Genomic DNA, 22,110 nt, shown 5'->3' with positions numbered 1-22,110 from the left:
TGTGTCTGATCGAGAGGTTCAGTTCGTGGAAGGCGCGGCGTCGCTTTCGTCGAGCAGCGCCTGAACGGCGCGGACGTCGGCGCGCGCCAGTCGGCCGCGTGCGTCGGCACGTACCGCGCCGCGCAGATCGTCGGTGCCGTACAACGCGACGTGGATGCCTACCGGTTCTGCGTCCCGCCCTTCATTGGACGGACGCCAGAGAAAGCTCAATGTTTCGACGTAGCCGCGACCCGCAAAGTGCCGAGTTTCCGAAACGTCGTATTGCACATTGGCGTTCAGCAGGTAGATGGCGACTTCCTTGGGGTTGTCGCAAAACGCTTGCAGATGAATGTCGGAATGTTCGCCGGCCGTCCCGCCGAGCACGGCGCCCGTCAGATAAGCGTTGAACGGCACGAGCCGCTGCATCCAGTCGAGCGCGATTTCGCGCAGCCGGCGCAGCACGGCCGGCTGGCTGTCGCCCTGGAACAGCGACTGGTACTCGCGGATTTCTTCCTCGATCTGGTCGTTATCCGGCAGCCATTCGCCCGCGACGCGCGTCTCCCCGACGACTTGTCGCGCAGCCTTGCGCTTGGCCGTCGAGTAATCGAGACCGTCCTCGGCAATCATCCGTGCAGCCGCGATGGCGATTTCCTCGCGCACGCGCTGCGGATCGAAGTGTGATTTGCGAACCATCCGGTCATCATACTAGAGAAAGCCTGGCGGCCTTTTGACGCTGCCACGGCCGTCTGCGAGCCCTGAGCAGCGCACCGGCGACCCCTGGGAATAGCACGTACGATCAAGAACGGACGGGGCTGTCGGTTACAATACTCGTCCTTTGCACGAGGGCTTTTTCGCCCCGGCGCGCATCTCTTTCCACGCAAAACACGCCTTGCGGCGCGACAGCTTTATGCACATTCACATCCTCGGCATCTGCGGCACATTCATGGGTGGTCTCGCGGTTCTCGCGCGCAACGCCGGTCACACGGTGACGGGCTGCGACGCCGGCGTCTATCCGCCGATGAGCACGCAGCTCGAGGCGCAAGGCATCAAGCTGATCGAAGGCTGGGGCGTCGAGCAACTCGATCTGAAGCCGGACCTGTTCGTGGTCGGCAACGTCGTGACGCGCGGCAATCCGCTGATGGAAGAGATCCTCAATCGAGGACTGCCGTACACGTCCGGCCCGCAGTGGCTCGGCGAGCATGTGCTTAACGGCAAATGGGTGCTGGCCGTGGCAGGCACGCACGGCAAGACCACGACGACGTCGATGCTGACGTGGCTGCTCGAAGACGCGGGCATGAACCCAGGCTTTCTGATCGGCGGCGTGCCGCTGAACTTCGGTGTGTCGGCGCGGCTGACGGATTCCAGCTTTTTCGTGATCGAAGCCGACGAATACGACACCGCGTTCTTCGACAAGCGCTCGAAATTCGTCCACTACCGGCCGCGCACCGCCGTTCTGAACAACCTCGAATTCGATCACGCGGATATCTTCCCCGATCTCGCTGCGATCGAAACGCAATTCCACCATCTCGTGCGCACCGTGCCGGGCATTGGCCGCGTCGTGTCGAACGGCCGTGAAGTTGCACTGGACCGCGTGCTCGCGCGCGGCTGCTGGAGCGAAGTGGAGCGCTTCGGCGTCGAGGGCGGCTGGCAGGCGTTGCCCGCTGAAGACGGCGTCGCCGTCGACGAGCGCTTTGCCGTCTATCACAACGGCGAGCGCGTCGGTGTGGTCGACTGGCAGGTTCAGGGCGAGCACAACCGGATGAACGCGATCGCCGCGATCGCCGCCGCGCGCCACATCGGCGTGCCGCCCGCGCAGGCAGCGAAGTCGCTCTCGACGTTCCGCAACGTGAAGCGCCGGATGGAAGTGCGCGGCAGCGTCGACGGCGTGACCGTCTACGACGATTTCGCGCACCATCCGACGGCGATCCAGACGACGGTCGCGGGTCTGCGCACGCGTATCGGCCGTACGAATACACGCATTCTCGCCGTGCTGGAGCCGCGCTCGAACACAATGAAGCTCGGCGTGATGAAAGCGCAACTCCCGGCGAGCCTGGCCGACGCAGATCTCGTGTTCGGGTACGGCGCACCTTCGGGCAAGGACGCGCTCGGCTGGAACCTCGCCGAAGCTCTCGCGCCGATGGGCGACAAGGCGCAGGCGTTCAATGAAATCGACTCGCTCGTCAAGGCAGTCGTCGCGGCCGCGCAGCCGGGCGACCAGGTGCTGGTGATGAGCAACGGCGGTTTCGGCGGCGTGCATCAGAAGCTGCTCGATGCGCTGTCGGCACGGCCGACGGAGCAGGCGCGGGGCGTCGCGTGATTCTTTATCTGCACGGTTTTCGCTCGTCGCCCAATTCCTTCAAGGCGCGCGTGATGGCCGACCGCCTCGCGGCGCTGGGCCGCAGCGCCGAGTGGCGCTGCCCTGAATTGCCCGTGTCGCCGCTGGAAACGGTCGCGCTCGTCGAAGGGGTGGTTGCAACGGCGAAGCCGGAGCGTGTGACGCTGGTCGGCAGTTCGCTCGGCGGCTACTTCGCGACGCATCTCGCGCAGAAGCACGGCTGGCGCGCGGTGCTACTCAATCCGGCCGTCGTGCCGCAGCGCGACCTGAGCCACTATCTCGGCGAGCAGCCGTTGTGGCATGGCGGCGGGAGCATCGTCGTCGAGCCGCATCATCTTGATGAATTACGTGCGCTAGGCGTCGCGCGGATCACGCGTCCCGAACGCTATTATCTGTTTGCCGCTACCGGCGACGAAGTGCTCGATTATCGCGAAATGCTCGCGCACTATCCCGGCGTGCGGACCAGACTGATCGAAGGAAGCGACCACGCGATCAGCGAGTTTCCCGACTATGTCGACGACGTGCTCGCGTTTTGCGACGCCGCCGACGCCGAGCCGCCCGCACCACGCGAGGCGGCATGATCCGGTGATCCGCAGCAAAGCGCCCGAAAGGCACGCGCGTTGCGGGGCACCACTCCGAACACGACGCCGACGCGCGATCACGCAGCACTGCGCGCCGGCCGACGTAAGCCAGAACGAGAGTATTGAGTGAACGTTTTCTTCGAGGAATCGGGTAGTTTCAAGGCGGGCAGCGTGCTGTCGCGCCAAGGCGACGCGTTTCAGGTCGAACTGCCGGGCGGCCGCCGCGCGAAGGTCCGCGCGAAAGACGTGCTGATCGAGTTCGACAAGCCGACGGCGGCCGAACTGATGGAGCAGGCCGACGTGGTCGCCCAGGACATCGATCTGGACTTCCTGTGGGAATGCGCGCCGGAAGATGAGTTTCCGTTTGCGACGCTCGGCGCAGAATATTTCGGCGACACGTTCGGGGCGGTCGAACGCGCGGCGCTGGTTCTGCGCATGCACGGCTCGCCCATTTATTTCCGCCGCAAGGGGCGCGGCCAGTATCAGCGCGCGCCGGAAGAGCAGCTCAAGATGGCGCTCGCATCGCTCGAGCGCAAGCGCCAGCAGGCGCTCGTGCAGCAGGGCTACGAAGAGGAACTGAAGGCGGGCCGTCTGCCCGAAGGGTTCCGGAGCAAGGCGCTCGGCCTGCTGACGAAGCCGGACAAGAATTCGATCGAGTACAAGGCGCTGGAAGCGGCAGCCGCGGCGCGCGGCATTTCGCAGGCTCGCCTGATGCTGGAATGCGGCGGCATTCCGTCCGCCCGCGCGCTGCACGAAGCGCGCTTTCTGTCGGAATTCTTCCCGCACGGCACGGCCTTTCCGCCCGTGACGGTCGGTGAATTGCCTGAAGATCTGCCGCAAGCCGAGGTCGACGCGTTCTCGATCGACGACGTGACCACGACGGAAATCGACGATGCATTTTCCGTCGAGCATCTGCCCGATAACCGGGTTCGAATCGGCATCCACATTGCCGCGCCGGCACTGGGCATCCAGCGCGGCGATGCCGTGGACGCGATCGCGCGCGGCCGCCTGTCGACCGTCTACATGCCGGGCGACAAGATCACGATGCTGCCCGACTCCGTCGTCGATAAATTCACCCTGGCCGAAGGCGGTTTGCGTCCGGCGCTGTCGCTGTACAGCATCGTGAACCGCGAGACCCAGGAAATCGTCGCGAGCGAAACGCGCGCCGAACTCGTCTATGTGAAGAACAATCTGCGCCACAACACGCTCGACGAGATGGTGACGGAAGAGGCGCTTGCCAACGGCACGGGCGACTATCCGCACAAGCAGGACATCGCGGTGCTGTGGCCGTTCGCGCAGGCGCTGTTCGAGAAGCGCCAGGTCGCACGCGCCGGTTACGGGCTCAGGCGTGAAGTGCAGCGCAATACGGACTTCAACTTCTACGTCGAAGGCGAGCACATCACCATCACGCCGCGCCGCCGCGGTTCGCCGCTCGACACGATCGTCGCCGAACTGGCGATTCTCGCGAACTCGACGTGGGGCGCGTTCCTGCACGATCACGGCGTGCCCGGCATCTATCGTTCGCAACGCGCCTTCGGTGCGCCGACGGGCCCGAAGCGCACCCGCATGCAGACGACAGCCGCGCCGCACGAAGGTCTCGGCGTCGCGCAGTACGCGTGGAGCACGTCGCCGCTGCGCCGCTATGTCGACCTCGTCAACCAGTGGCAGCTGATTGCCTGCGTGCAGCACGGCGTGACGGCGAAGCTCGCCGCGCCGTTCAAGCCGAAGGACGCCGATCTGTTCGCGGTCGTGCAAGGCTTCGACGACACCTATACCGCGTACGCCGATCATCAGCGTCGCATGGAGTATTTCTGGTGTCTACGCTGGCTCACGCAGGAAAACCGCAAGCAGGTGGCCGCGTCCGTCGTGAAGGGCGATCTGGTGCGCCTCGAGGAAGTGCCGCTGCTCCTGCACGTGCCGGGTCTCGGCGTGCACGCGCGCGGGACGCGGCTGATGCTCGAAGTGATGTCGGTGGATGAGCTGACCGTCGAGGCCTCCGTGCGTCTGCTGCACGTGCTCGACGCGCCGACCGTGACGAGTGGCGGGGAAGAAGAGGAAGAGGTCGACGAAGAAATCATCGACGCCGCCGACGAATCCGCCGAAAGCGAAGCCGAAGCGCAGGCCGAAGCCGACACGGGCGCGTCGGCGGGCGAGCCGTCGGCCGACGGCGACACGCCGGCCTCCGCCAATGACAACGACTCGACGCAGCACGCGACGGAGCAGGGTCAATGAGCTCGAATCAAAACACGCCGCGCGACAAATATGCGGTGATCGGCAATCCGATCGCCCACAGCAAGTCGCCCTTGATTCACGCGCAGTTTGCCGAGCAAACGGGGCAGCCCGTCGAATATGGCCGGCTGCTGGCACCCGTCGACCAGTTCGTCGCGCACGTGCGCGCTTTCATCGACGAAGGCGGCCGCGGCATGAACGTGACCGTGCCGTTCAAGCTCGACGCGCACGCGTTCGCGACCGTGCTGTCGCCGCGCGCGGCAGCGGCGGGCGCCGTCAATACGCTGCGCTTCGAAAAGGACGGCGGCGTGTATGGCGACAACACGGACGGCTTCGGCCTCGTGCGCGATATCGAAGTGAACCTCGGTGTGCCGCTTGCGGGCGCGCGCGTGCTGCTGCTGGGCGCGGGCGGCGCGGCACGCGGCGTCGTGCTGCCGATGCTCGAACGCAACCCGCACTCGCTGACCATCGTGAACCGCACCGCGTCGAAGGCCCACGAGCTCGTCGCACAATTCGCGAATGGGGCCAGCGCTGCCGCCTGCCGTCTCACAGGCGGCAGCGCGCAGGCGATCGAAGCGGGCGCGTACGACGTGATCGTCAACGCCACGGCGAGCAGCCTCGATGCGTCGCTGCCCGAGTGCGATGACGGCGCGTTCGGCACGGGCACGCTCGCGTACGACATGATGTATGGGGCACAGCCGACCGTTTTCATGCAGCACGCCAGCAGGCTCGGCGCGCGCGCGGCGGATGGACTCGGCATGCTGGTGGAGCAGGCGGCAGAGTCGTTCTTCGTCTGGCGCGGCGTGCGTCCCGACGGCGCACCCGTGCTGGCGGCGCTGCGCGAGATGCTGCGCGCACCGCAAAGCGCCTGACGGCGCACGCTCCGTCCGTTAGCCGACTTGACGACATCACAGCGACGACATGGCGACGACGATGACCAAAGGAAGGCGTGCAAAGGGCCAGGCGGTGAGCCCCGCCCGCTGGGCAATGTATGCCGGCGCGGTCTTCGTCGTTGCGTGGATTGCAACGCAGCTGTTTTACTTCGCGCAGATCGCCGTCTGGAATTACGTGAATCCGCAATCGACGGCGTTCATGCGTTCCGACGCCTGGCGTCTTTCGCAAGACCGTCCGGACCAGTCGCTTCAGCATGTGTGGGTGCCGTACGAGCAGATCTCACGCAATCTGAAGCGCGCGATCATCGCTTCAGAAGACGCTAATTTCGTCAATAACAACGGCTACGAGACGGACGCGATCCTCCAGGCATGGGAGAGAAACAAGGCGCGCGGCAAGATCGTTGCGGGCGGTTCGACGATCACGCAACAGCTCGCGCGCAATCTGTTCCTGTCGCGCGAGAAGAGCTATATCCGCAAGGGTCAGGAACTGATCATTACGTGGATGCTCGAGACGCTGATGGATAAAGAGCGAATCTTCGAGATTTATCTGAATTCGGTCGAGTGGGGCAACGGCGTCTACGGCGCCGAAGCGGCGGCGCGGTATTACTTCAGGACTTCGGCGGCGAAGCTGACGGCCGGGCAATCGGCGCGGCTTGCGGTGATGTTGCCGAGACCGAAATACTTCGACGAACACCGAAGCTCAGGCTATCTCACGCAACGCGCACGGGTGATTGCACGCAGAATGGGGGCAGCGGAATTGCCGGAGTGACGACCTCAATCCCGGCGCAAATCGAAACGGCGATTATCGTGCAGATAATCGCCGTTTTTTGCTTCTGAAGGCTGCTTACCGGAAGCGGTAACTTGCGCCGATCGTGAAACTGTTATTGCGCCAGTGCGTGTTGTCGGCATCGGTTGAATCGTGCGTCCATTCCGAGAACAGGCTCAGGTTTTTCATGACCATATATTCGACGCCCAGCCCGTAATTGAAGCGCGACGCAGGCCAGTCGGTTGTCACGCCAAGACGCGCATAGGGCATCAGCGAACCAATGGGGTAGCCAATCTTCGCGTCGATCCCGCCGTCCTTGAAGGTCGCCGAACCGTGATGCAAATCGGCGAACAGCTCGGCGCCCAGCACCACAGGGCCTGCGTTGAAGCCATAGCCGGCAACCAAGCCGGGGAAAATCGTCGAGTGCGTTGGCTTGTTCGTGGCGCCCGATGCGCTCGACACATTCACGCCCAGTTTGGCGCCGACATACGGGCCGGAGAAATCGTCGATCAGTTGCTGCTGGGTCGGTTGCGCCTGTGCTGCAGCGCTGACTGCCATCGCTGCACATGCCAGTAAAGTCTTGTTCATCATTGTTCTGGAGACCTAAAAAATCGCGAGAGCGCTTGAAAATCGAATAGATCTGGGAGTGTCCGAAACTGTCTTCCCGAAACCTTTTAAGCGTCGACTTAGAGCCGATGCAGCCTAAATTCAGCTTCCTGTGCCCTCAATAGGAGCGCTCTTAAAAAGGCTCCGCGAAAACCGACAGACCGGTCCCCATTGGCGGACAGGCGACAGCGGAAAGCGGCAATGCTTGCGAAATGTCTCTGAAAGAACCGCCCAATTGTCCTGTCATCCCAACATATGGATGCCAGCTCATATGTTGGTGAATCTCAAAAAAGCGCCCTACAATCCGTTTCAACAAGCCGTAACGGGCAGAAACACCGCTTCGCCGTCGCGCAATGCGCGTCGCAGAAGCGGGACGAATATTGGAGACACCTCGCCATGCCTTTCAGCTCCTTGCTGGACCACGCGCTCACGCAGCCTCGAACCGCTCCCGGCGCAAGCCGTTACGCCGGCTTCTCGCGGTAACTCACCGGTAACTCACCTTTTGTCTGTTGCCCAGTCGCCATGAACAAAGCGATGACCTCTCACGCCGACTCCGAAGTACCCGAAGCATCTGAAGCCGAAATGGTGCGCAAGCCCGCCGCGCGTCCCGCGAACGGCGCCGTGGTGCCGCCGCCGCCCGCCGACACGATCGGGCTGCCGAGCACGCTGCTTGACATCACGCCGCAGCAAGCCGGCACGCAGACGCTGCTGCGCGGCCTCGCAATTCTCGAAGCCGCCGCCGCCGGCGTGCGGGATCTGCGCACCTTCGGCGCCGCGCTAGGCACGACCCGCAGCACGACGCACCGGCTCGTCAGCAGCCTCGTGCAGGCGCGCTATCTGCGTCAGGTGCAGGGCGGCTACCTGCTCGGCCCGAAGCTGATAGAACTCGGCACGATCGCGCTGGAGCAGATGCCGCTTACGCAGGTCGCGCGTCCGCATCTGGAGTCGCTTGCCGAACAGACGCACGACACGATCCATCTCGGCGTGCGCGACGGCGACGACGTGCTGTACATCGACAAGATTCCCGGCACGCGCGGTCTCGAAATGCGTTCACGCGTGGGTCACCGAATGCCGCTCGCATCGACGGGTATCGGCAAGGCGATGATGCTCGATCTCGTCCCCGACCAGTGGCAGTCGCTGTTCGATGCGTCGCGCCGCGCGCTCGCGGGCGTCAGCTTCAAGCCCGACAACCGGCCCGATCAGCAGACTTTCATGCAGCGCATGACGAACTACTCGGCTGGCGGCTTCACCTTCGACCTCGAAGAGAACGAGGCGTCGATCCGCTGCGTGGCGGCACCCGTGCGCGATGCGTCGGGTTCGATCGTCGCGGCGCTGTCCGTGGCGAGCACGATTCCGTACATGTCGCTCGAACGCATGGACGAGCTGATTCCCGTCGTGCAGCGCGAAGCGCGCGCAATCTCGGAAGAGCTGGGCTGGCGTGTGCCGCAACCGACTACCCGCAGGATCAAACGATGAATCAGACGGGTTCGACCCTGTCCCTCGAACAAGCCCAGCCCGCGCGGACGGCGAGCCATGCCGCACTGATCGCGCTCGACTGGGGCACGACGTCGCTGCGCGCGTATCTGTTCGATGCGCACGGCGCCGTGCTCGATACGCGTGCGTCGACGGCGGGCATCATGAACCTTCCCCGCCCGGCTGCCGAAGGGGGGTTCGACGCGGCATTCGACGCCGTCGTCGGTGCGTGGCTGGACGGCAATTCCGGCTTGCCCGTGATCGCGGCCGGCATGGTCGGCAGCGCGCAAGGCTGGAAGGAAGCGCCGTATGTGAATGCGCCCGCCAGCGTGGATGCGCTCGTCGCCGGTATCGTACGCGTGCAGACGGCGCGCGGCGTGCCGCTGAACATCGTGCCTGGCGTGCTGCAGAACGGCGATCTGCCGAACGTCATGCGCGGCGAGGAAACGCAAATTTTCGGCGCGCTGGCCTGCGCGGGCGCATCGGCGGCGAGCAAGGGCATGCTGATCGGCTTGCCCGGGACGCACGCGAAATGGGTGATGGTGCGCGACGCGAAGATCGAACGATTCGACACCTTCATGACGGGCGAAGTGTTCGCGGCGCTCTCGGAGCACACGATTCTCGGCCGCACGATGATCACGCCCGACCGGCCCGATACGGCTTCCTTCCTGCGCGGCGTGCAGGTCGCGCGCGACCAGGGCAAGGCCGGCGTGCTCGCCACCATTTTCAGCACGCGTACGCTGGGTCTCACGGGCCAGCTGGCGCGCGAGCAGCAACCCGATTACCTGTCCGGCCTTTTGATCGGGCATGAACTGAGCGGCCTCGAAGCGGCGCTCGCGCACCGGCAATCGACGCTCGCCGGTAACAAGCTGCAATTGATTGGCAATGAAGCGCTTTGCGAGCGCTATCGGCTTGCGCTCGCGCAGTTCGGCTGCCATCAGGCGGACCTCGTGAAGCAGGCGACGGAGCGCGGCCTGTGGCGCATCGCGGCGCAAGCGGGCCTCGTCAGCGAAGCATCGGGCGCCGCGCAGCCGGGCTGAAAACGCGACTGACCGCAACCTGAGCCGCGCGCAAAGAACCCAAGGAACCGACATGCAACTCGATCTGAATCTGCCCGCCCCGTACCAGCCGCACGCCGGCCTGATGGCCGCGTTCGAAGTATGTCCGCTGATCGCGATCCTGCGCGGCGTCACGCCAGCCGATGCCGCCGATCAGGGTCGCGCGCTATACGAAGCCGGCTTTCGCATCATCGAAGTGCCGCTCAACTCGCCGCATCCTTTCGACAGCATCGCGGCGATCCGTCAGGCTGTGCCTGCCGACTGCATCGTCGGCGCGGGCACGGTGCTGCGCGGCGAACTCGTGCATGACGTGAAGGCGGCGGGCGGCGAGCTGATCGTGATGCCGCACAGCGACCCCGAAGTCGTGACGACCGCGAAGTCGCTCGCGATGGCATGCGCGCCCGGCGTCGCGACGATGACGGAAGCGTTCGTTGCGCTGAAGAACGGCGCCGACGTGCTGAAGATGTTCCCGGCCGAGCAGCTCGGCTGTCAGGTCGTGAAGGCGTGGCGCGCGGTGCTGCACAAGGACGTGCCGCTGCTGCCCGTCGGTGGCATTGCGCCCGACAACATGGGGCCATTCCTGTCCGCCGGCGCGAACGGTTTCGGACTTGGCTCGGCGCTTTACAAGCCCGGCCAGCCGGCGACGACGACGGCTTCGCATGCGAAGGCATACATCAACGGTCTGCGCATCGCGCGCGCGGGCGTGAAGAAATGAAACGGCTGCAAGGGAAGGTTGCGCTGGTGACGGGCGCCGGACGGGGCATCGGCGCGGCGATCGCGACGGCGTTCGCGCGCGAGGGCGCGGCTGTCGTGCTCGCGGAACTCGACGTCGAAACGGCGCGGCGCACCGCCGCTGAAATCGCCGCGCAGACGGGCGGCAAGACGCTCGCCGTGCAGACGGACGTCACGCAATCGGCCTCCGTGCAGCGCGCCGTAAGCGAAGGCGAAACTGCGTTCGGCGCGATCGACGTGCTGGTGAACAACGCGGGCATCAACGTGTTCTGCGATCCGCTGACGATGACCGACGACGACTGGCGCCGCTGTTTCGCCGTCGATCTCGACGGTGTGTGGAATGGTTGCCGCGCGGTGCTGCCGGGAATGGTGGAACGTGGCGCGGGCAGCATCGTGAACATCGCGTCGACACACGCGTTCAAGATCATTCCGGGCTGCTTCCCATACCCGGTCGCCAAGCACGGTGTGATCGGCCTCACGCGCGCGCTCGGTATCGAATACGCGCCGCGCAACGTACGGGTGAACGCGATCGCGCCGGGCTACATCGAAACGCAACTGACGCGCGACTGGTGGGACGGCCAGGCCGATCCCGCCGCCGCGAAGCAGGCGACGCTCGACCTGCAGCCGATGGGACGTATCGGCAAGCCGGAAGAAGTGGCGATGACGGCCGTCTTTCTCGCGTCGGATGAAGCGCCGTTCATCAACGCGAGCTGTATCACCGTCGACGGCGGGCGTTCGGCGCTCTATCACGACTAAGCGGTTCCCGGTTGGGAGCGAAGAACGACAAAGCAGTAGCGAAGGAACAGAAAACAGCAGCAAACCCGCCTCATCGACGAGGCGACGGTGTGAGCCGCCTGACGCGCTGGCCGCGTGTGTCGATGGCGGTACAAGAAGACGCGGCCAATACCTTCTCGTTACTCATTAGTCAGGAGACACGCAACATGAAACGCAGAATTTTCCTCACGCTCGCAGCAGCGGCGACCGCGGTGCTTTTCAATGCGCCCGTCGCGCAAGCCGCCGACACGGTCAAGATCGGCTTCCTCGTGAAGCAGCCCGAAGAGCCGTGGTTTCAGGACGAGTGGAAGTTCGCCGAACAGGCTGCGAAGGACAAGGGCTTCACGCTGGTGAAGATCGGCGCGCCGTCGGGCGAGAAGGTCATGAGCGCGATCGACAATCTCGCTGCACAAAAGGCGCAGGGCTTCGTGATCTGTACGCCGGACGTCAAGCTTGGGCCGGGCATCGTCGCGAAGGCGAAGGCTGACAATCTGAAAATGATGACGGTGGACGACCGTCTCGTCGACGGCGCGGGTAAGCCGATCGAATCGGTGCCGCACATGGGCATCTCGGCATACAACATCGGCAAGCAGGTCGGCGACGGTCTGGCTGCGGAAATCAAGAAGCGTGGCTGGGACATGAAGGACGTCGGCGCGATCGACGTGACCTACGAACAGCTGCCGACGGCACATGACCGCACGTCGGGCGCCACCGACGCGCTGATTGCAGCCGGCTTCCCGAAGGCCAACGTGATCGCCGCGCCGCAAGCCAAGACGGACACGGAAAACGCGTTCAACGCAGCGAATATCGCGCTGACGAAGAATCCGAACTTCAAGCACTGGATCGCCTACGGCCTGAACGACGAAGCCGTGCTCGGCGCGGTGCGCGCAGCAGAAGGCCGCGGCTTCAAGGCCGACAACATGATCGGCATCGGCATCGGCGGCTCGGACTCGGCGCTGAACGAGTTCAAGAAGCCGAACCCGACGGGCTTCTTCGGCACCGTGATCATCAGCCCGAAGCGTCACGGCGAAGAGACGTCTGAACTGATGTACGCGTGGATCACGCAAGGCAAGGAGCCGCCGAAGCTCACGCTGACGACGGGCATGCTGGCCACGCGCGACAACGTCGGCGAAGTGCGTGAAAAGATGGGCCTGGCATCGAAGTAAGCGGCATGTGAGGCCAGGGCGCGCGAAGGCTGAGAACGGCGTTCGCGCGCCGTGAAAGACGTAACGAACGAGAAGGAGGCAAAGTGTCAGCGACGCTGCGTTTTGACAATATCGGCAAGGTGTTTCCAGGCGTGCGTGCGCTCGACGGAATCTCTTTCGACGTGCACGCGGGCCAGGTGCATGGCCTGATGGGCGAAAACGGCGCGGGGAAATCGACCCTGCTGAAGATTCTGGGCGGCGAATATCAGCCGGATTCCGGCCGCGTGCTGATCGACGAAAACGAAGTGCGCTTCGCGAATGCGGGCGCGTCGATTGCTGCAGGCATCGCGGTGATTCACCAGGAACTTCAGTACGTGCCGGACCTGACGGTTTCGGAGAACCTGCTGCTCGGCCGCCTGCCGAACACGATCGGTTTCGTGAAGAAGGGCGATGCAAAGCGCTTCGTGCGCGAACAGCTCGCGGCGATGGGCGTGGATCTCGATCCGAACGCCAAGCTGCGCAAGCTGTCGATCGCGCAGCGCCAGATGGTCGAGATCTGCAAGGCGCTGATGCGCAACGCTCGCGTGATTGCACTCGACGAACCGACGAGTTCGCTATCGCACCGCGAGACGGAAGTGCTGTTCAAGCTGGTGCGCGATCTGCGCGCCGACAACCGCGCGCTGATCTACATCTCGCACCGGATGGACGAGATCTATCAGCTGTGCGACGCGTGCACAATTTTCCGCGACGGCCGCAAAGTCGCGTCGCATCCGTCACTGGAAGGCGTGAGCCGCGACACGATCGTCAGCGAAATGGTCGGCCGCGAAATCTCGGACATTTACGGCTACCGGCCGCGCGAACTCGGCGAAGTGCGCTTCTCGGCGAAGCGCATTGAAGGCGGTCCGCTGACGGAACCCGCGAGCTTCGAAGTGCGGCGCGGCGAGATCGTCGGTTTCTTCGGGCTGGTGGGCGCGGGCCGCAGCGAACTGATGCATCTGATCTACGGCGACGATCCGAAAAAGGGCGGTGAGCTCGTGCTCGACGGCAAACCGATCAAGGTGAAGAGTGCAGGCGAGGCGATCCGCCAGGGCATCGTGCTTTGCCCCGAAGACCGCAAGGAAGAAGGCATCGTCGCGATCGCATCGGTGGCGGAGAACATCAATATCAGCTGCCGCCGCCATTTCCTGAAGGCGGGGCTGTTCCTCGACCGCAAGAAGGAAGCCGAGACGGCCGACCGTTTCATCAAGCTGCTGAAAATCAAGACGCCGAGCCGCCGGCAAAAGATCCGCTTCCTGTCGGGCGGCAACCAGCAGAAAGCGATTCTGTCGCGCTGGCTGGCCGAGCCGGATCTGCGCGTGGTGATTCTCGACGAACCCACGCGCGGTATCGACGTCGGCGCGAAGCACGAAATCTACAACGTGATTTACGAGCTGGCCGAGCGCGGCTGCGCAATCGTGATGATTTCGTCGGAACTGCCGGAAGTGCTGGGCGTGTCGGACCGCATCGTCGTGATGCGCCAGGGGCGTATTTCAGGCGAGCTGGCGCGCGGCGCCGCAACGGAGCAATCCGTGCTGAGCCTCGCGCTGCCTAAGAGTTCGACCACGGCGCAAGCAGCGTGAGTGTCCGGGTCGATTGAAACGAGAACCGCAAGACATCTGTAACTGACGGGACACGCAACGGTCCTGTAACCCGTGGGCAACGGGAGGAGCAAACCAAATGCAAGCCAGAGAAAACCTCGCGCAACAGGCTGCCAAGAGCGCCGCCGAAGCGCTGATCCCGCAAGCCAGCGACAAGCAGAAGTGGTGGCAGCAGATCACCGAATACAGCCTGATCGTGATCTTCGCGGTGATGTTCATCACGATGTCGCTGACCGTCGATCACTTCTTCTCGATCGAGAACATGCTCGGCCTCGCACTGTCGATTTCGCAGATCGGCATGGTCGCGTGCACGATGATGTTCTGTCTCGCGTCGCGTGACTTCGACCTGTCCATCGGCTCGACGGTCGCCTTCGCGGGCGTGCTGTGCGCGATGGTGCTCAACGCGACGGGCAACACGTTCATCGCGATCGTCGCCGCAGTCGTGGCCGGTTCCGTGATCGGTTTCGTCAACGGCGCGGTGATCGCGTACCTGCGCATCAACGCGCTGATCACGACGCTCGCGACGATGGAAATCGTGCGCGGCCTCGGCTTCATCGTGTCGCACGGTCAGGCCGTGGGCGTGTCGTCGGACACGTTCATCGCGCTCGGCAGTCTGTCGATGTTCGGCGTGTCGCTGCCCATCTGGGTGACGCTGGTCTGCTTCATCGTGTTCGGCGTAATGCTGAACTCGACGGTGTACGGCCGCAACACGCTGGCGATCGGCGGCAATCCGGAAGCATCGCGTCTCGCCGGGATCAATGTCGAACGCACGCGCGTCTACATCTTCCTGATTCAGGGCGCGGTGACGGCGCTGGCGGGCGTGATCCTCGCGTCGCGCATCACGTCGGGTCAGCCGAATGCAGCGGAAGGCTTCGAGCTGAACGTGATTTCGGCGTGCGTGTTGGGCGGCGTGTCGCTGCTCGGCGGCCGCGCGACGATTTCGGGCGTCGTGATCGGTGTGCTCATCATGGGCACCGTCGAAAACGTGATGAACCTGATGAACATCGACGCGTTCTATCAGTACCTCGTGCGCGGCGCGATCCTGCTCGCGGCCGTGCTGCTGGACCAGCTGAAGAACCGCGGTTCGCGCGACTGATGCGCGGCTGATTCTTCATAACCCTCAACGCCAGAAGAAGGAAATCGAACGATGTCGTCTCCCGCCAACGCGAACGCGCGTGAAGAACAGAGCGCGTATGCGCGCTATCCGAGCCTCGTGGACCGCACGGTGCTGATCACGGGCGGCGCGACGGGCATCGGCGCATCGTTCGTTGAGCACTTCGTCGCGCAGGGCGCGCGGGTAGCGTTCTTCGACATCGACGAAACGCCGGGCGACGCGCTCGCCGACCAGCTCGGCGATTCGCGTCACAAGCCGCTCTTCCTGTATGTCGATCTGACGGACATCGACGCACTCCTCAAGGCGATCGCCGACGTGCGCGCGGCGCTCGGTCCGATCGACGTGCTGGTGAACAACGCGGCAAACGACCAGCGTCACAAGATCGAAGAGGTGACGCCCGAGTCGTTCGATGCGGGCATTGCCGTCAACATCCGTCATCAGTTTTTCGCGGCGCAGGCTGTCGCGGACGACATGAAGGCGGCGCGGCGCGGTTCGATCATCAATCTCGGCTCGATCAGCTGGATGCTGAAGAACGGCGGCTATCCCGTGTACACGCTGTCGAAGTCGGCGGTGCAGGGGCTCACGCGCGGGCTCGCGCGCGATCTCGGCCACTACGGGATCCGCGTAAACTCGCTGGTGCCCGGCTGGGTGATGACGGACAAGCAGAAGCGTCTGTGGCTCGACGACGCCGGACGCCTCGCGATCAGGCAGGGCCAGTGCATCGACGCCGAACTGATGCCCGACGACCTTGCGCGCATGGCGCTCTTCCTCGCGGCCGACGACAGCCGCATGATCACCGCGCAGGACATCATCGTCGACGGGGGCTGGGCATGAGCAATACGATCAACCCCAACGTTCAGGCGGCGCTGCTCGTCGATTCGAAATGCACGCTGGGTGAAGGCGCAACGTGGGACGCGCGCAGCGGCCTCTTCTTCTGGACGGATATCGAAGGCGCGAGGCTCTGGCGATACGACCCGCGCGACGGCAGCAGCACGTTCTGGCGCATGCCGGAGCGGCTCTCGACCTTCGCGCTGTGCGCCGACCCGCATTACATGCTGCTCGGGCTTGCATCGCGGCTTGCTTTTTTCGACCTTGCAACGGGCCAGATCGAAGCCATCGTCGACGTCGAGCCGGGCATGAATACTCGTGTGAACGACGGTCGTTGCGATCGTCAGGGGCGCTTCGTGTTCGGCACGAAGGATGAAGCGTCGCCCGTGCAGCCGGTCGGCGGGTTTTACCGGCTGAATCACGATCTGTCGCTCGAACGCCTGCCGCTGCCGGCGCCGGCGATTTCGAACAGTATTGCGTTCAGTCCCGACGGCGCGACGATGTACTTCTGCGATTCGCCGACGCTTGAAATCCGCGCGTGCGACTACAACGCGGACGGCAGCGTGACCAACGAACGCCTGTTCGTGAAGCTGACCGACCGCACGGGCGAGCCGGACGGCTCGACGGTCGACAGCGAGGGCGGCTTGTGGAATGCGCAGTGGGGCGGACGGCGCGTCGTGCGTTATGACGCGAGCGGCGTGGAGACCGAGCGCGTTGACGTGCCGACCGTGCAGCCCAGCTGCGTCGCGCTTGGTGGCGCGCAACTCGGTACGTTGTACGTGACGAGCGCGCGTGTCGGGCTGGAAGCACAGGCTCTGGCAGGCGACCCGCACGCGGGCGGCGTATATGTCGCCACGCAGGGACGGCGCGGCTTGCCGGAACCGTTGTTCAAGGGTTCGCCGGTTGCGCTCAACGCGAAACGGGCGGTATAAACGCCATCGAACCCGACGCCATCGAACCCGCAACGTTTCCACGTATCCAACGCAGGGCAGGTCAGGCCCCGAAGCAAGTCTGCAGGGGCATGGCGTGCAGCAAAGATTCATGAGGCGGCCGCTACGACGCGCCGCCCGCACAAGCAGCCATCCGTTCTCCGGTGCGCCGATCACGCTGTCCGATGCCTCTCGTGGGAGTTTGATATGACTGTCGCGAATTCCGCTGTTCCGACTTCTCCGCAGTCCCGCGCGCGCCGCGCCCGGCTCGCGGCCGCCGTACAGCCCGTGCTGGCAGGGCCGAGCACGTCCGCAGTCGCGGTCGGTGCGGGCGCCGCCGGCGACGTGGCGTGCGTGACGCTCGCCAATTCGCTGCTGCGGCTCGATGTGGCGCCGTCGCTGGGTGGTGGCGTCACGCGCTTCGACTTCCGCAACGAGGGCACGCTCGTGCCCGTGTTCAGGCGCTGCCGTCATGTCGATGCAGACACGGACGCGAACGATCTCGCCTGCTATTCGCTGCTGCCGTATTCGAACCGGATCGGCGGCGGGCAATTCAAACTGGGCGAGCGCGTGATCGACGTGCCGTGCAACCGTGCGGGCGAGCCGCTGCCGATCCACGGCGACGGCTGGCTCGCCCGCTGGGATGTCGCGGCGGCCGATCAGGAGAGCGTCACGCTGACGCTCGACCGGCGCGACGGCAAACCGTACGCGTATCGCGCGACGCAGACCTATGCGCTGGAAGGCTCGACGCTCGTCATTACGCTCGAGGTGGAAAACACCGGGCGCGACGCGATGCCGTTCGGACTCGGCGTGCATCCGTTTTTCGTGCGCGACGCCGATACGCAGTTGTCGGCGGCGGCAGCAGGGCTGTGGCTATCCGGCGACGACTGGCTGCCCGTGCGCCATGTGCCCGTCCCGCCCGCGTGGCAATTCGGCGTCGCGTATCCGTTGCCCCGGCCGGTGGTCAATCACGCGTTCACCGGCTGGAGCGGCCATGCGACGGTCGTCTGGCCGAAGCGCCGTCTGTCGCTGACGGTGTCGTCGAACACCGAGTACTACATTCTCTATACGCCGGCTTCGAAGGACTTTTTCTGCTTCGAACCCGTCGATCATCCGATCAACGCGATGAACCTGCCGGGCGGCGCGGCTGCCAACGGCATGACGTTGCTCGGCCGCGGCGAGCGGCTCGTGCGCTCGTTCAGCTTCGCGGTCGAACGCACCGGGCTGCGTGCGGTGGCGGGCGGACGCGGGGCGAAGCGCGGGTAAGCACGTTCAGGGGCGACAGGGGCGCGTGCAGTCGTGAACGGGAAGATGGCGGATGGGGCTCGCATCCGGCGGCGCGGGTAAAATACGCGGCTTATCCGTTACCCGCGCGCCGCGAGATTTTCTATGTCCACATTCATCCAGACGCTCGACCACGCATGGCACACGACGAACTCGCTGCTGTGCGTCGGCCTCGATCCCGAGCCGTCGAAGTTTCCCGGCGCGTACGCCAACCGTTCGGACGCGATCTTCGATTTTTGCAAGAAGATCGTCGATGCAACCGCGCCGTACGCGTCGTCGTTCAAGCCGCAGATCGCGTATTTCGCTGCGCATCGCGCCGAGGAGCAACTCGAGCAGCTGATCGCGCACATTCATCTGAAGCATCCGGGCCTCCCCGTGATTCTGGATGCGAAACGCGGTGACATCGGCAGCACGGCTGAGCAGTACGCACGCGAAGCGTTCGACCGGTATCGCGCGGACGCCGTCACGGTGAATCCGTATATGGGGTTTGATTCGATCGAGCCGTACCTTGAGCACGAGGGCAAAGGCGTGATCGTGTTGTGCCGCACGTCGAACCCCGGCGGTTCCGACCTGCAGTTCCTCGAAACGGCTGGCCGTCCGCTGTATCAGACGGTCGCGCGGCTCGCGGCGGAGAAGTGGAATGCGAAGGGTCAACTGGGCCTCGTGGTCGGCGCGACTTTCCCGAAGGAAATCGAAGTGGTGCGCAGCATCGTCGGCGACATGCCGCTGCTGATTCCGGGCATCGGCGCGCAAGGCGGCGATGTCGAAGCGACGGTGAAGGCGGGCCGCACGGCCGCAGGCACGGGAATGCTGATCAACTCTTCGCGTGCGATTCTCTATGCGGGCAAAGGCGACGACTGGGTCGAAGCCGCAGCGCAGGCCGCGAAAGATACGCGCGAGCGCATCAACGCGTTTCTCTGAAACGCGGCTCGTTGCGTCACGAGCCGGTCCCGTCTAGCGCGTGACGGCCGGCCCGAGGCTGATTATCAGTTCCCGCTGTTGCGGATAGTCGCGCAGCAGCGCATCTACATTCGCCATTTCAAACTCGCTGAACTCGAATCCTGGCGCGACCGTGCAGCCGACGAGCGCCACGCTCGCGGCGTCGTCGCATTGCGCGGCGAACCAGCGGCCGGACGATACGACGGCCTGAAACACGCAGTCGGCCTGTTCGAGCGAGTTGCCGAGACGGTGCACGGTGAGCGCGCCGCCGTCTTCGAGTACGTAGACGTTGAGCGGATCGCCGGCGTAGAAATGCCAGACTTCGTCGGATTGGATGCGATGCCACGCGGAGTGTGCGCCGTCGCAGAGCAGGTAGTAGATCGCCGTCGACGCCGAGCGTTTATCTGCTGAGCGAGCGCGGTGAACAGGATGGGCGGAGCGATACGTTTCGCGGAAAAAGCCGCCTTCGGGATGCGGCTGAAGGTCGAAGCGGCGGATCAGTTCATCGCGGTCGATATGTCGAGACATGATTTCCTGCTGTCATCGAGAACGGCTGCCGCCGTCCACGGCGGAAGAAGTCAGCGCTCGCGTTCGTCGAGCAGGGTCAGCAGCCCGCGCAATGCATGTGTCGCCGCCTGCACGCGCACCCGCTCGCGGTCGCCCTTGAACACGAGCGTTTCGACGACCGTATGCAGGCGGTTGCTCCATCCGAAACACACCATGCCGACGGGTTTCGTCTCCGTGCCGCCGCCCGGACCGGCGACGCCCGTGATCGACAGCGCGACCTGAGCGCGGGAATTGCGCAGCGCCCCTTCGACCATCGCCCGCGCGACAGGTTCGGACACGGCGCCGTGCCTGTCGATCAGATCGGACGGGACGCCGATCATCTCGATCTTCGCCTGATTCGAGTAGGTGACGAAGCCGCGCTCGAACCATCCGCTGCTGCCCGAAATGTCGGTGATCGCCGTCGCGACCATGCCGCCCGTACAGGATTCAGCCGTGGCGAGCATCAGCCGCTCGTCCCGCAGACGATTGCCGACGCGAATGGCGAGTTGGTGGACGACGGAATCGGTAGCCATGCTGGACTTGGACTCGGGTAAGAAAGACGCTGCGAATGATCAGAGCGACATCCGCCAGAGCGCAATCACGAGCAACGTGAAAAACGCCGCGACGATGTCATCGAACATGATGCCAAAGCCGCCTTTCAGTCTGCGGTCGAAATAACGGATAGGCGGCGGTTTCACCATGTCGAAGAAGCGGAACACGATGAACGCCCAAAGTTGCCCCGTAAAGCTCGCGGGCGTCACTATCAGCAGCACGAGCCAGAACGCGACGATCTCGTCCCACACGACGGGCGACGGGTCGTCGATGCCGAGCCGGTTCGCGGTGAAGCCGCAGATGCCGATGCCGGCGACGAAGCCAACGACGATCAGGATGCCCCATTCGATGACGGTCAGCTGGGCGCTGAACGCAGCGAACGATGCCCACGCGAACAAAGTCCCGACCGTGCCGGGCGCGACGGGCGAAAGGCCGCTGCCGAATCCCAGCGACAAGATATGCAACGGGTGTGACAGCATGAAGCGCGCAGTCGCGCGGCGCGGCCGCGGCGCGCGCGGCTGGCCGCGCGGCGCGCCGTTCGGGCCAGCTTCACCTGCGCCGTCCGGCACGCCGGAAGGCGACGCGCCCGCGGGGCGGGGCGGTTCGCCCGTTGGCGCGTCGGAGAAACTGCCCGCCGGGCCAAGCGAGGATTCATTCTGCATGGAAATGATCGAAGCCTTGCAATGTCAGAGTGAGGGGAGCGCCGGACGCGTCGCGCCACGAGATCGCGGGCGCGGCGCCCGCCGCATCGAGCGTCGTTATTGTACCGACGCGCGTCACGGGCACACGCGCCTGTTGACCTGCCGCAACGACTGCGTCGCGTGAGGAAGGCGGCGCGGTGAAGCACAACTCGTAGTCGTCGCCGCCCGCGATCGTGCAGCGCCGCTGGATATCGGCGGGAAGGCGGCGCAGCGCGTCCGAGCGCGGCAAAGCGTCGGCGTCGACGGTCGCATTCAACTGAGATCGTTCGAGGATGTGCATCAGGTCGCCCGCAAGGCCGTCCGAAATATCGAGCGCGGCGCGCGCGACCCCACGCAACGCAAGGCCCAGCGCGACCCGCGGTTCGGGCAGATTCATGGCGCGGCGCAATGTCGCAGCATCGCTGGCATCGACGGACCACTCGTTGCGTTGCACGCCGAGGCTTGCACGCGCGTCGCCGAGCGTTCCTGAAATCCAGATATCGTCGCCGGGTTGCGCGGCGTCGCGGCGCAGCGCCGTTTGCGGCGGCACCGAGCCGAACACCGTGAGGCACAGATTGAGCGGGCCGCTCGTGGTGTCACCACCGACGAGTTCGCACCCGTGGCGCTCGGCGAGTTCGAACAGACCGTCGCTGAACGCGGCGAGCCAGTCCGCGTCGGCTTCCGGCAGCGCGAAGGCCAGCGTGAAGGCTTGCGGCTTGGCGCCCATCGCCGCGAGGTCCGACAGATTCACGGCGAGCGCCTTGTGGCCGAGCGCTTTGGGATCGACATCCGGAAAGAAATGGCGGCCTGCGACAAGCATGTCCGTCGAAATCGCGAGCATCTCGCCTGCGGGCGGGGCGAGCAGCGCGCAGTCGTCACCGATGCCGAGCGCGGCGCGCTGCGGATAGGTCGACCCCGCCGCGCGGCGCGCAAAGAAACGGTCGATCAGCGAAAACTCTGAAAGCATAAACAAGGCATGTGACTGCGAAAGGCCGCCGAAGCGGGTGGATGGATGCGCTCAAGAAGCGCC

Annotated in this window: 22 protein-coding genes; 16 read left to right on the top strand and 6 right to left on the bottom strand. The window is 64.7% G+C overall.

The window, feature by feature from the left end; all coding sequences use genetic code 11:
• Positions 1 to 18: 18 nt before the first annotated feature.
• On the bottom strand, positions 19 to 672 hold the full coding sequence (locus tag BPHY_RS13320; protein ID WP_012402000.1) for a hypothetical protein: 654 nt from the start codon (positions 670 to 672) through the stop codon (positions 19 to 21).
• A gap of 214 nt (positions 673 to 886) precedes the next feature.
• On the opposite strand from BPHY_RS13320, the gene mpl reads away from it, so the two are divergent.
• The 5 genes from mpl (at position 887) to mtgA (ending at position 6,786) form a co-directional block, all read left to right on the top strand.
• Positions 887 to 2,296, top strand: coding sequence for a UDP-N-acetylmuramate:L-alanyl-gamma-D-glutamyl-meso-diaminopimelate ligase (gene mpl / locus BPHY_RS13315; protein WP_012401999.1), 1,410 nt, complete (start codon positions 887 to 889; stop codon positions 2,294 to 2,296).
• Positions 2,293 to 2,895, top strand: a complete 603-nt coding sequence (locus BPHY_RS13310; protein WP_012401998.1) for a YqiA/YcfP family alpha/beta fold hydrolase — start codon at positions 2,293 to 2,295, stop codon at positions 2,893 to 2,895. The genes mpl and BPHY_RS13310 overlap by 4 nt, the downstream gene beginning before the upstream one ends.
• Before the next feature lie 126 nt (positions 2,896 to 3,021).
• Positions 3,022 to 5,127: a ribonuclease catalytic domain-containing protein gene (locus BPHY_RS13305; protein ID WP_012401997.1), complete on the top strand. Its 2,106-nt coding sequence runs from the start codon at positions 3,022 to 3,024 to the stop codon at positions 5,125 to 5,127.
• Entirely contained in the window at positions 5,124 to 5,996 is an 873-nt protein-coding gene (gene aroE, locus BPHY_RS13300; protein WP_012401996.1) for a shikimate dehydrogenase, read from the top strand. The genes BPHY_RS13305 and aroE overlap by 4 nt, the downstream gene beginning before the upstream one ends.
• A gap of 61 nt (positions 5,997 to 6,057) precedes the next feature.
• On the top strand, positions 6,058 to 6,786 hold the full coding sequence (gene mtgA / locus BPHY_RS13295; protein ID WP_041764052.1) for a monofunctional biosynthetic peptidoglycan transglycosylase: 729 nt from the start codon (positions 6,058 to 6,060) through the stop codon (positions 6,784 to 6,786).
• A gap of 75 nt (positions 6,787 to 6,861) precedes the next feature.
• Here mtgA and BPHY_RS13290 read toward each other — a convergent pair whose 3' ends face one another.
• Positions 6,862 to 7,371 carry an outer membrane protein gene (locus tag BPHY_RS13290; RefSeq protein ID WP_279612548.1) on the bottom strand — a complete coding sequence of 170 codons (510 nt, stop codon included), beginning with the start codon at positions 7,369 to 7,371 and terminating at the stop codon, positions 6,862 to 6,864.
• A gap of 540 nt (positions 7,372 to 7,911) precedes the next feature.
• Here BPHY_RS13290 and BPHY_RS13285 point away from each other — a divergent pair.
• The 11 genes from BPHY_RS13285 to pyrF all read left to right on the top strand — a co-directional run bounded on the left by BPHY_RS13285 (position 7,912) and on the right by pyrF (position 19,284).
• Positions 7,912 to 8,865 carry an IclR family transcriptional regulator gene (locus BPHY_RS13285; RefSeq protein ID WP_012401993.1) on the top strand — a complete coding sequence of 318 codons (954 nt, stop codon included), beginning with the start codon at positions 7,912 to 7,914 and terminating at the stop codon, positions 8,863 to 8,865.
• The gene (locus BPHY_RS13280) at positions 8,862 to 9,902 is read left to right on the top strand and encodes a 2-dehydro-3-deoxygalactonokinase (protein ID WP_012401992.1); all 1,041 of its coding nucleotides are present in this window, start codon (positions 8,862 to 8,864) and stop codon (positions 9,900 to 9,902) included. Before BPHY_RS13285 ends, BPHY_RS13280 begins: the two co-directional genes overlap by 4 nt.
• A 52-nt stretch (positions 9,903 to 9,954) precedes the next feature.
• Positions 9,955 to 10,635, top strand: coding sequence for a 2-dehydro-3-deoxy-6-phosphogalactonate aldolase (locus BPHY_RS13275; protein ID WP_012401991.1), 681 nt, complete (start codon positions 9,955 to 9,957; stop codon positions 10,633 to 10,635).
• The gene (locus tag BPHY_RS13270; protein ID WP_012401990.1) at positions 10,632 to 11,408 is read left to right on the top strand and encodes an SDR family oxidoreductase; all 777 of its coding nucleotides are present in this window, start codon (positions 10,632 to 10,634) and stop codon (positions 11,406 to 11,408) included. The genes BPHY_RS13275 and BPHY_RS13270 overlap by 4 nt, the downstream gene beginning before the upstream one ends.
• 185 nt (positions 11,409 to 11,593) lie before the next feature.
• Positions 11,594 to 12,592 (top strand): arabinose ABC transporter substrate-binding protein, encoded by a 999-nt coding sequence (locus BPHY_RS13265; protein ID WP_012401989.1) that lies wholly within the window; start codon positions 11,594 to 11,596, stop codon positions 12,590 to 12,592.
• A gap of 83 nt (positions 12,593 to 12,675) precedes the next feature.
• Positions 12,676 to 14,190 carry an L-arabinose ABC transporter ATP-binding protein AraG gene (araG, locus tag BPHY_RS13260; RefSeq protein WP_012401988.1) on the top strand — a complete coding sequence of 505 codons (1,515 nt, stop codon included), beginning with the start codon at positions 12,676 to 12,678 and terminating at the stop codon, positions 14,188 to 14,190.
• A 97-nt stretch (positions 14,191 to 14,287) separates the two neighbouring features.
• Positions 14,288 to 15,304 carry an L-arabinose ABC transporter permease AraH gene (gene araH / locus BPHY_RS13255; RefSeq protein WP_012401987.1) on the top strand — a complete coding sequence of 339 codons (1,017 nt, stop codon included), beginning with the start codon at positions 14,288 to 14,290 and terminating at the stop codon, positions 15,302 to 15,304.
• Between the two features lie 51 nt (positions 15,305 to 15,355).
• Complete coding sequence (locus BPHY_RS13250; protein WP_012401986.1) at positions 15,356 to 16,156, top strand: SDR family NAD(P)-dependent oxidoreductase; 801 nt, start codon at positions 15,356 to 15,358, stop codon at positions 16,154 to 16,156.
• Positions 16,153 to 17,082, top strand: coding sequence for an SMP-30/gluconolactonase/LRE family protein (locus BPHY_RS13245; protein ID WP_012401985.1), 930 nt, complete (start codon positions 16,153 to 16,155; stop codon positions 17,080 to 17,082). Before BPHY_RS13250 ends, BPHY_RS13245 begins: the two co-directional genes overlap by 4 nt.
• A gap of 204 nt (positions 17,083 to 17,286) precedes the next feature.
• Complete coding sequence (locus tag BPHY_RS13240) at positions 17,287 to 18,345, top strand: aldose 1-epimerase (RefSeq protein WP_012401984.1); 1,059 nt, start codon at positions 17,287 to 17,289, stop codon at positions 18,343 to 18,345.
• 123 nt (positions 18,346 to 18,468) lie between these two features.
• Complete coding sequence (gene pyrF, locus BPHY_RS13235) at positions 18,469 to 19,284, top strand: orotidine-5'-phosphate decarboxylase (RefSeq protein WP_012401983.1); 816 nt, start codon at positions 18,469 to 18,471, stop codon at positions 19,282 to 19,284.
• Positions 19,285 to 19,317: 33 nt separating this feature from the next.
• Here pyrF and BPHY_RS13230 read toward each other — a convergent pair whose 3' ends face one another.
• From BPHY_RS13230 to thiL, 4 genes are read right to left on the bottom strand one after another with little or no spacing between them, the layout of a single operon-like run.
• Positions 19,318 to 19,830 carry a cupin domain-containing protein gene (locus BPHY_RS13230; RefSeq protein ID WP_012401982.1) on the bottom strand — a complete coding sequence of 171 codons (513 nt, stop codon included), beginning with the start codon at positions 19,828 to 19,830 and terminating at the stop codon, positions 19,318 to 19,320.
• A gap of 50 nt (positions 19,831 to 19,880) precedes the next feature.
• Positions 19,881 to 20,381 carry a CinA family protein gene (locus BPHY_RS13225; RefSeq protein WP_012401981.1) on the bottom strand — a complete coding sequence of 167 codons (501 nt, stop codon included), beginning with the start codon at positions 20,379 to 20,381 and terminating at the stop codon, positions 19,881 to 19,883.
• A 39-nt stretch (positions 20,382 to 20,420) separates the two neighbouring features.
• On the bottom strand, positions 20,421 to 21,062 hold the full coding sequence (locus tag BPHY_RS13220) for a phosphatidylglycerophosphatase A family protein (protein ID WP_012401980.1): 642 nt from the start codon (positions 21,060 to 21,062) through the stop codon (positions 20,421 to 20,423).
• Positions 21,052 to 22,047, bottom strand: a complete 996-nt coding sequence (gene thiL, locus BPHY_RS13215) for a thiamine-phosphate kinase (protein ID WP_012401979.1) — start codon at positions 22,045 to 22,047, stop codon at positions 21,052 to 21,054. Before thiL ends, BPHY_RS13220 begins: the two co-directional genes overlap by 11 nt.
• Positions 22,048 to 22,110 lie beyond the last annotated feature (63 nt).

It is taken from the genome of Paraburkholderia phymatum STM815 (genome assembly GCF_000020045.1).
GTDB classification, from domain to species: Bacteria; Pseudomonadota; Gammaproteobacteria; order Burkholderiales; family Burkholderiaceae; genus Paraburkholderia; species Paraburkholderia phymatum.
Note: the sequence above shows the minus strand (reverse complement) of the source record. Positions and strands in the feature narration are given on the sequence as shown.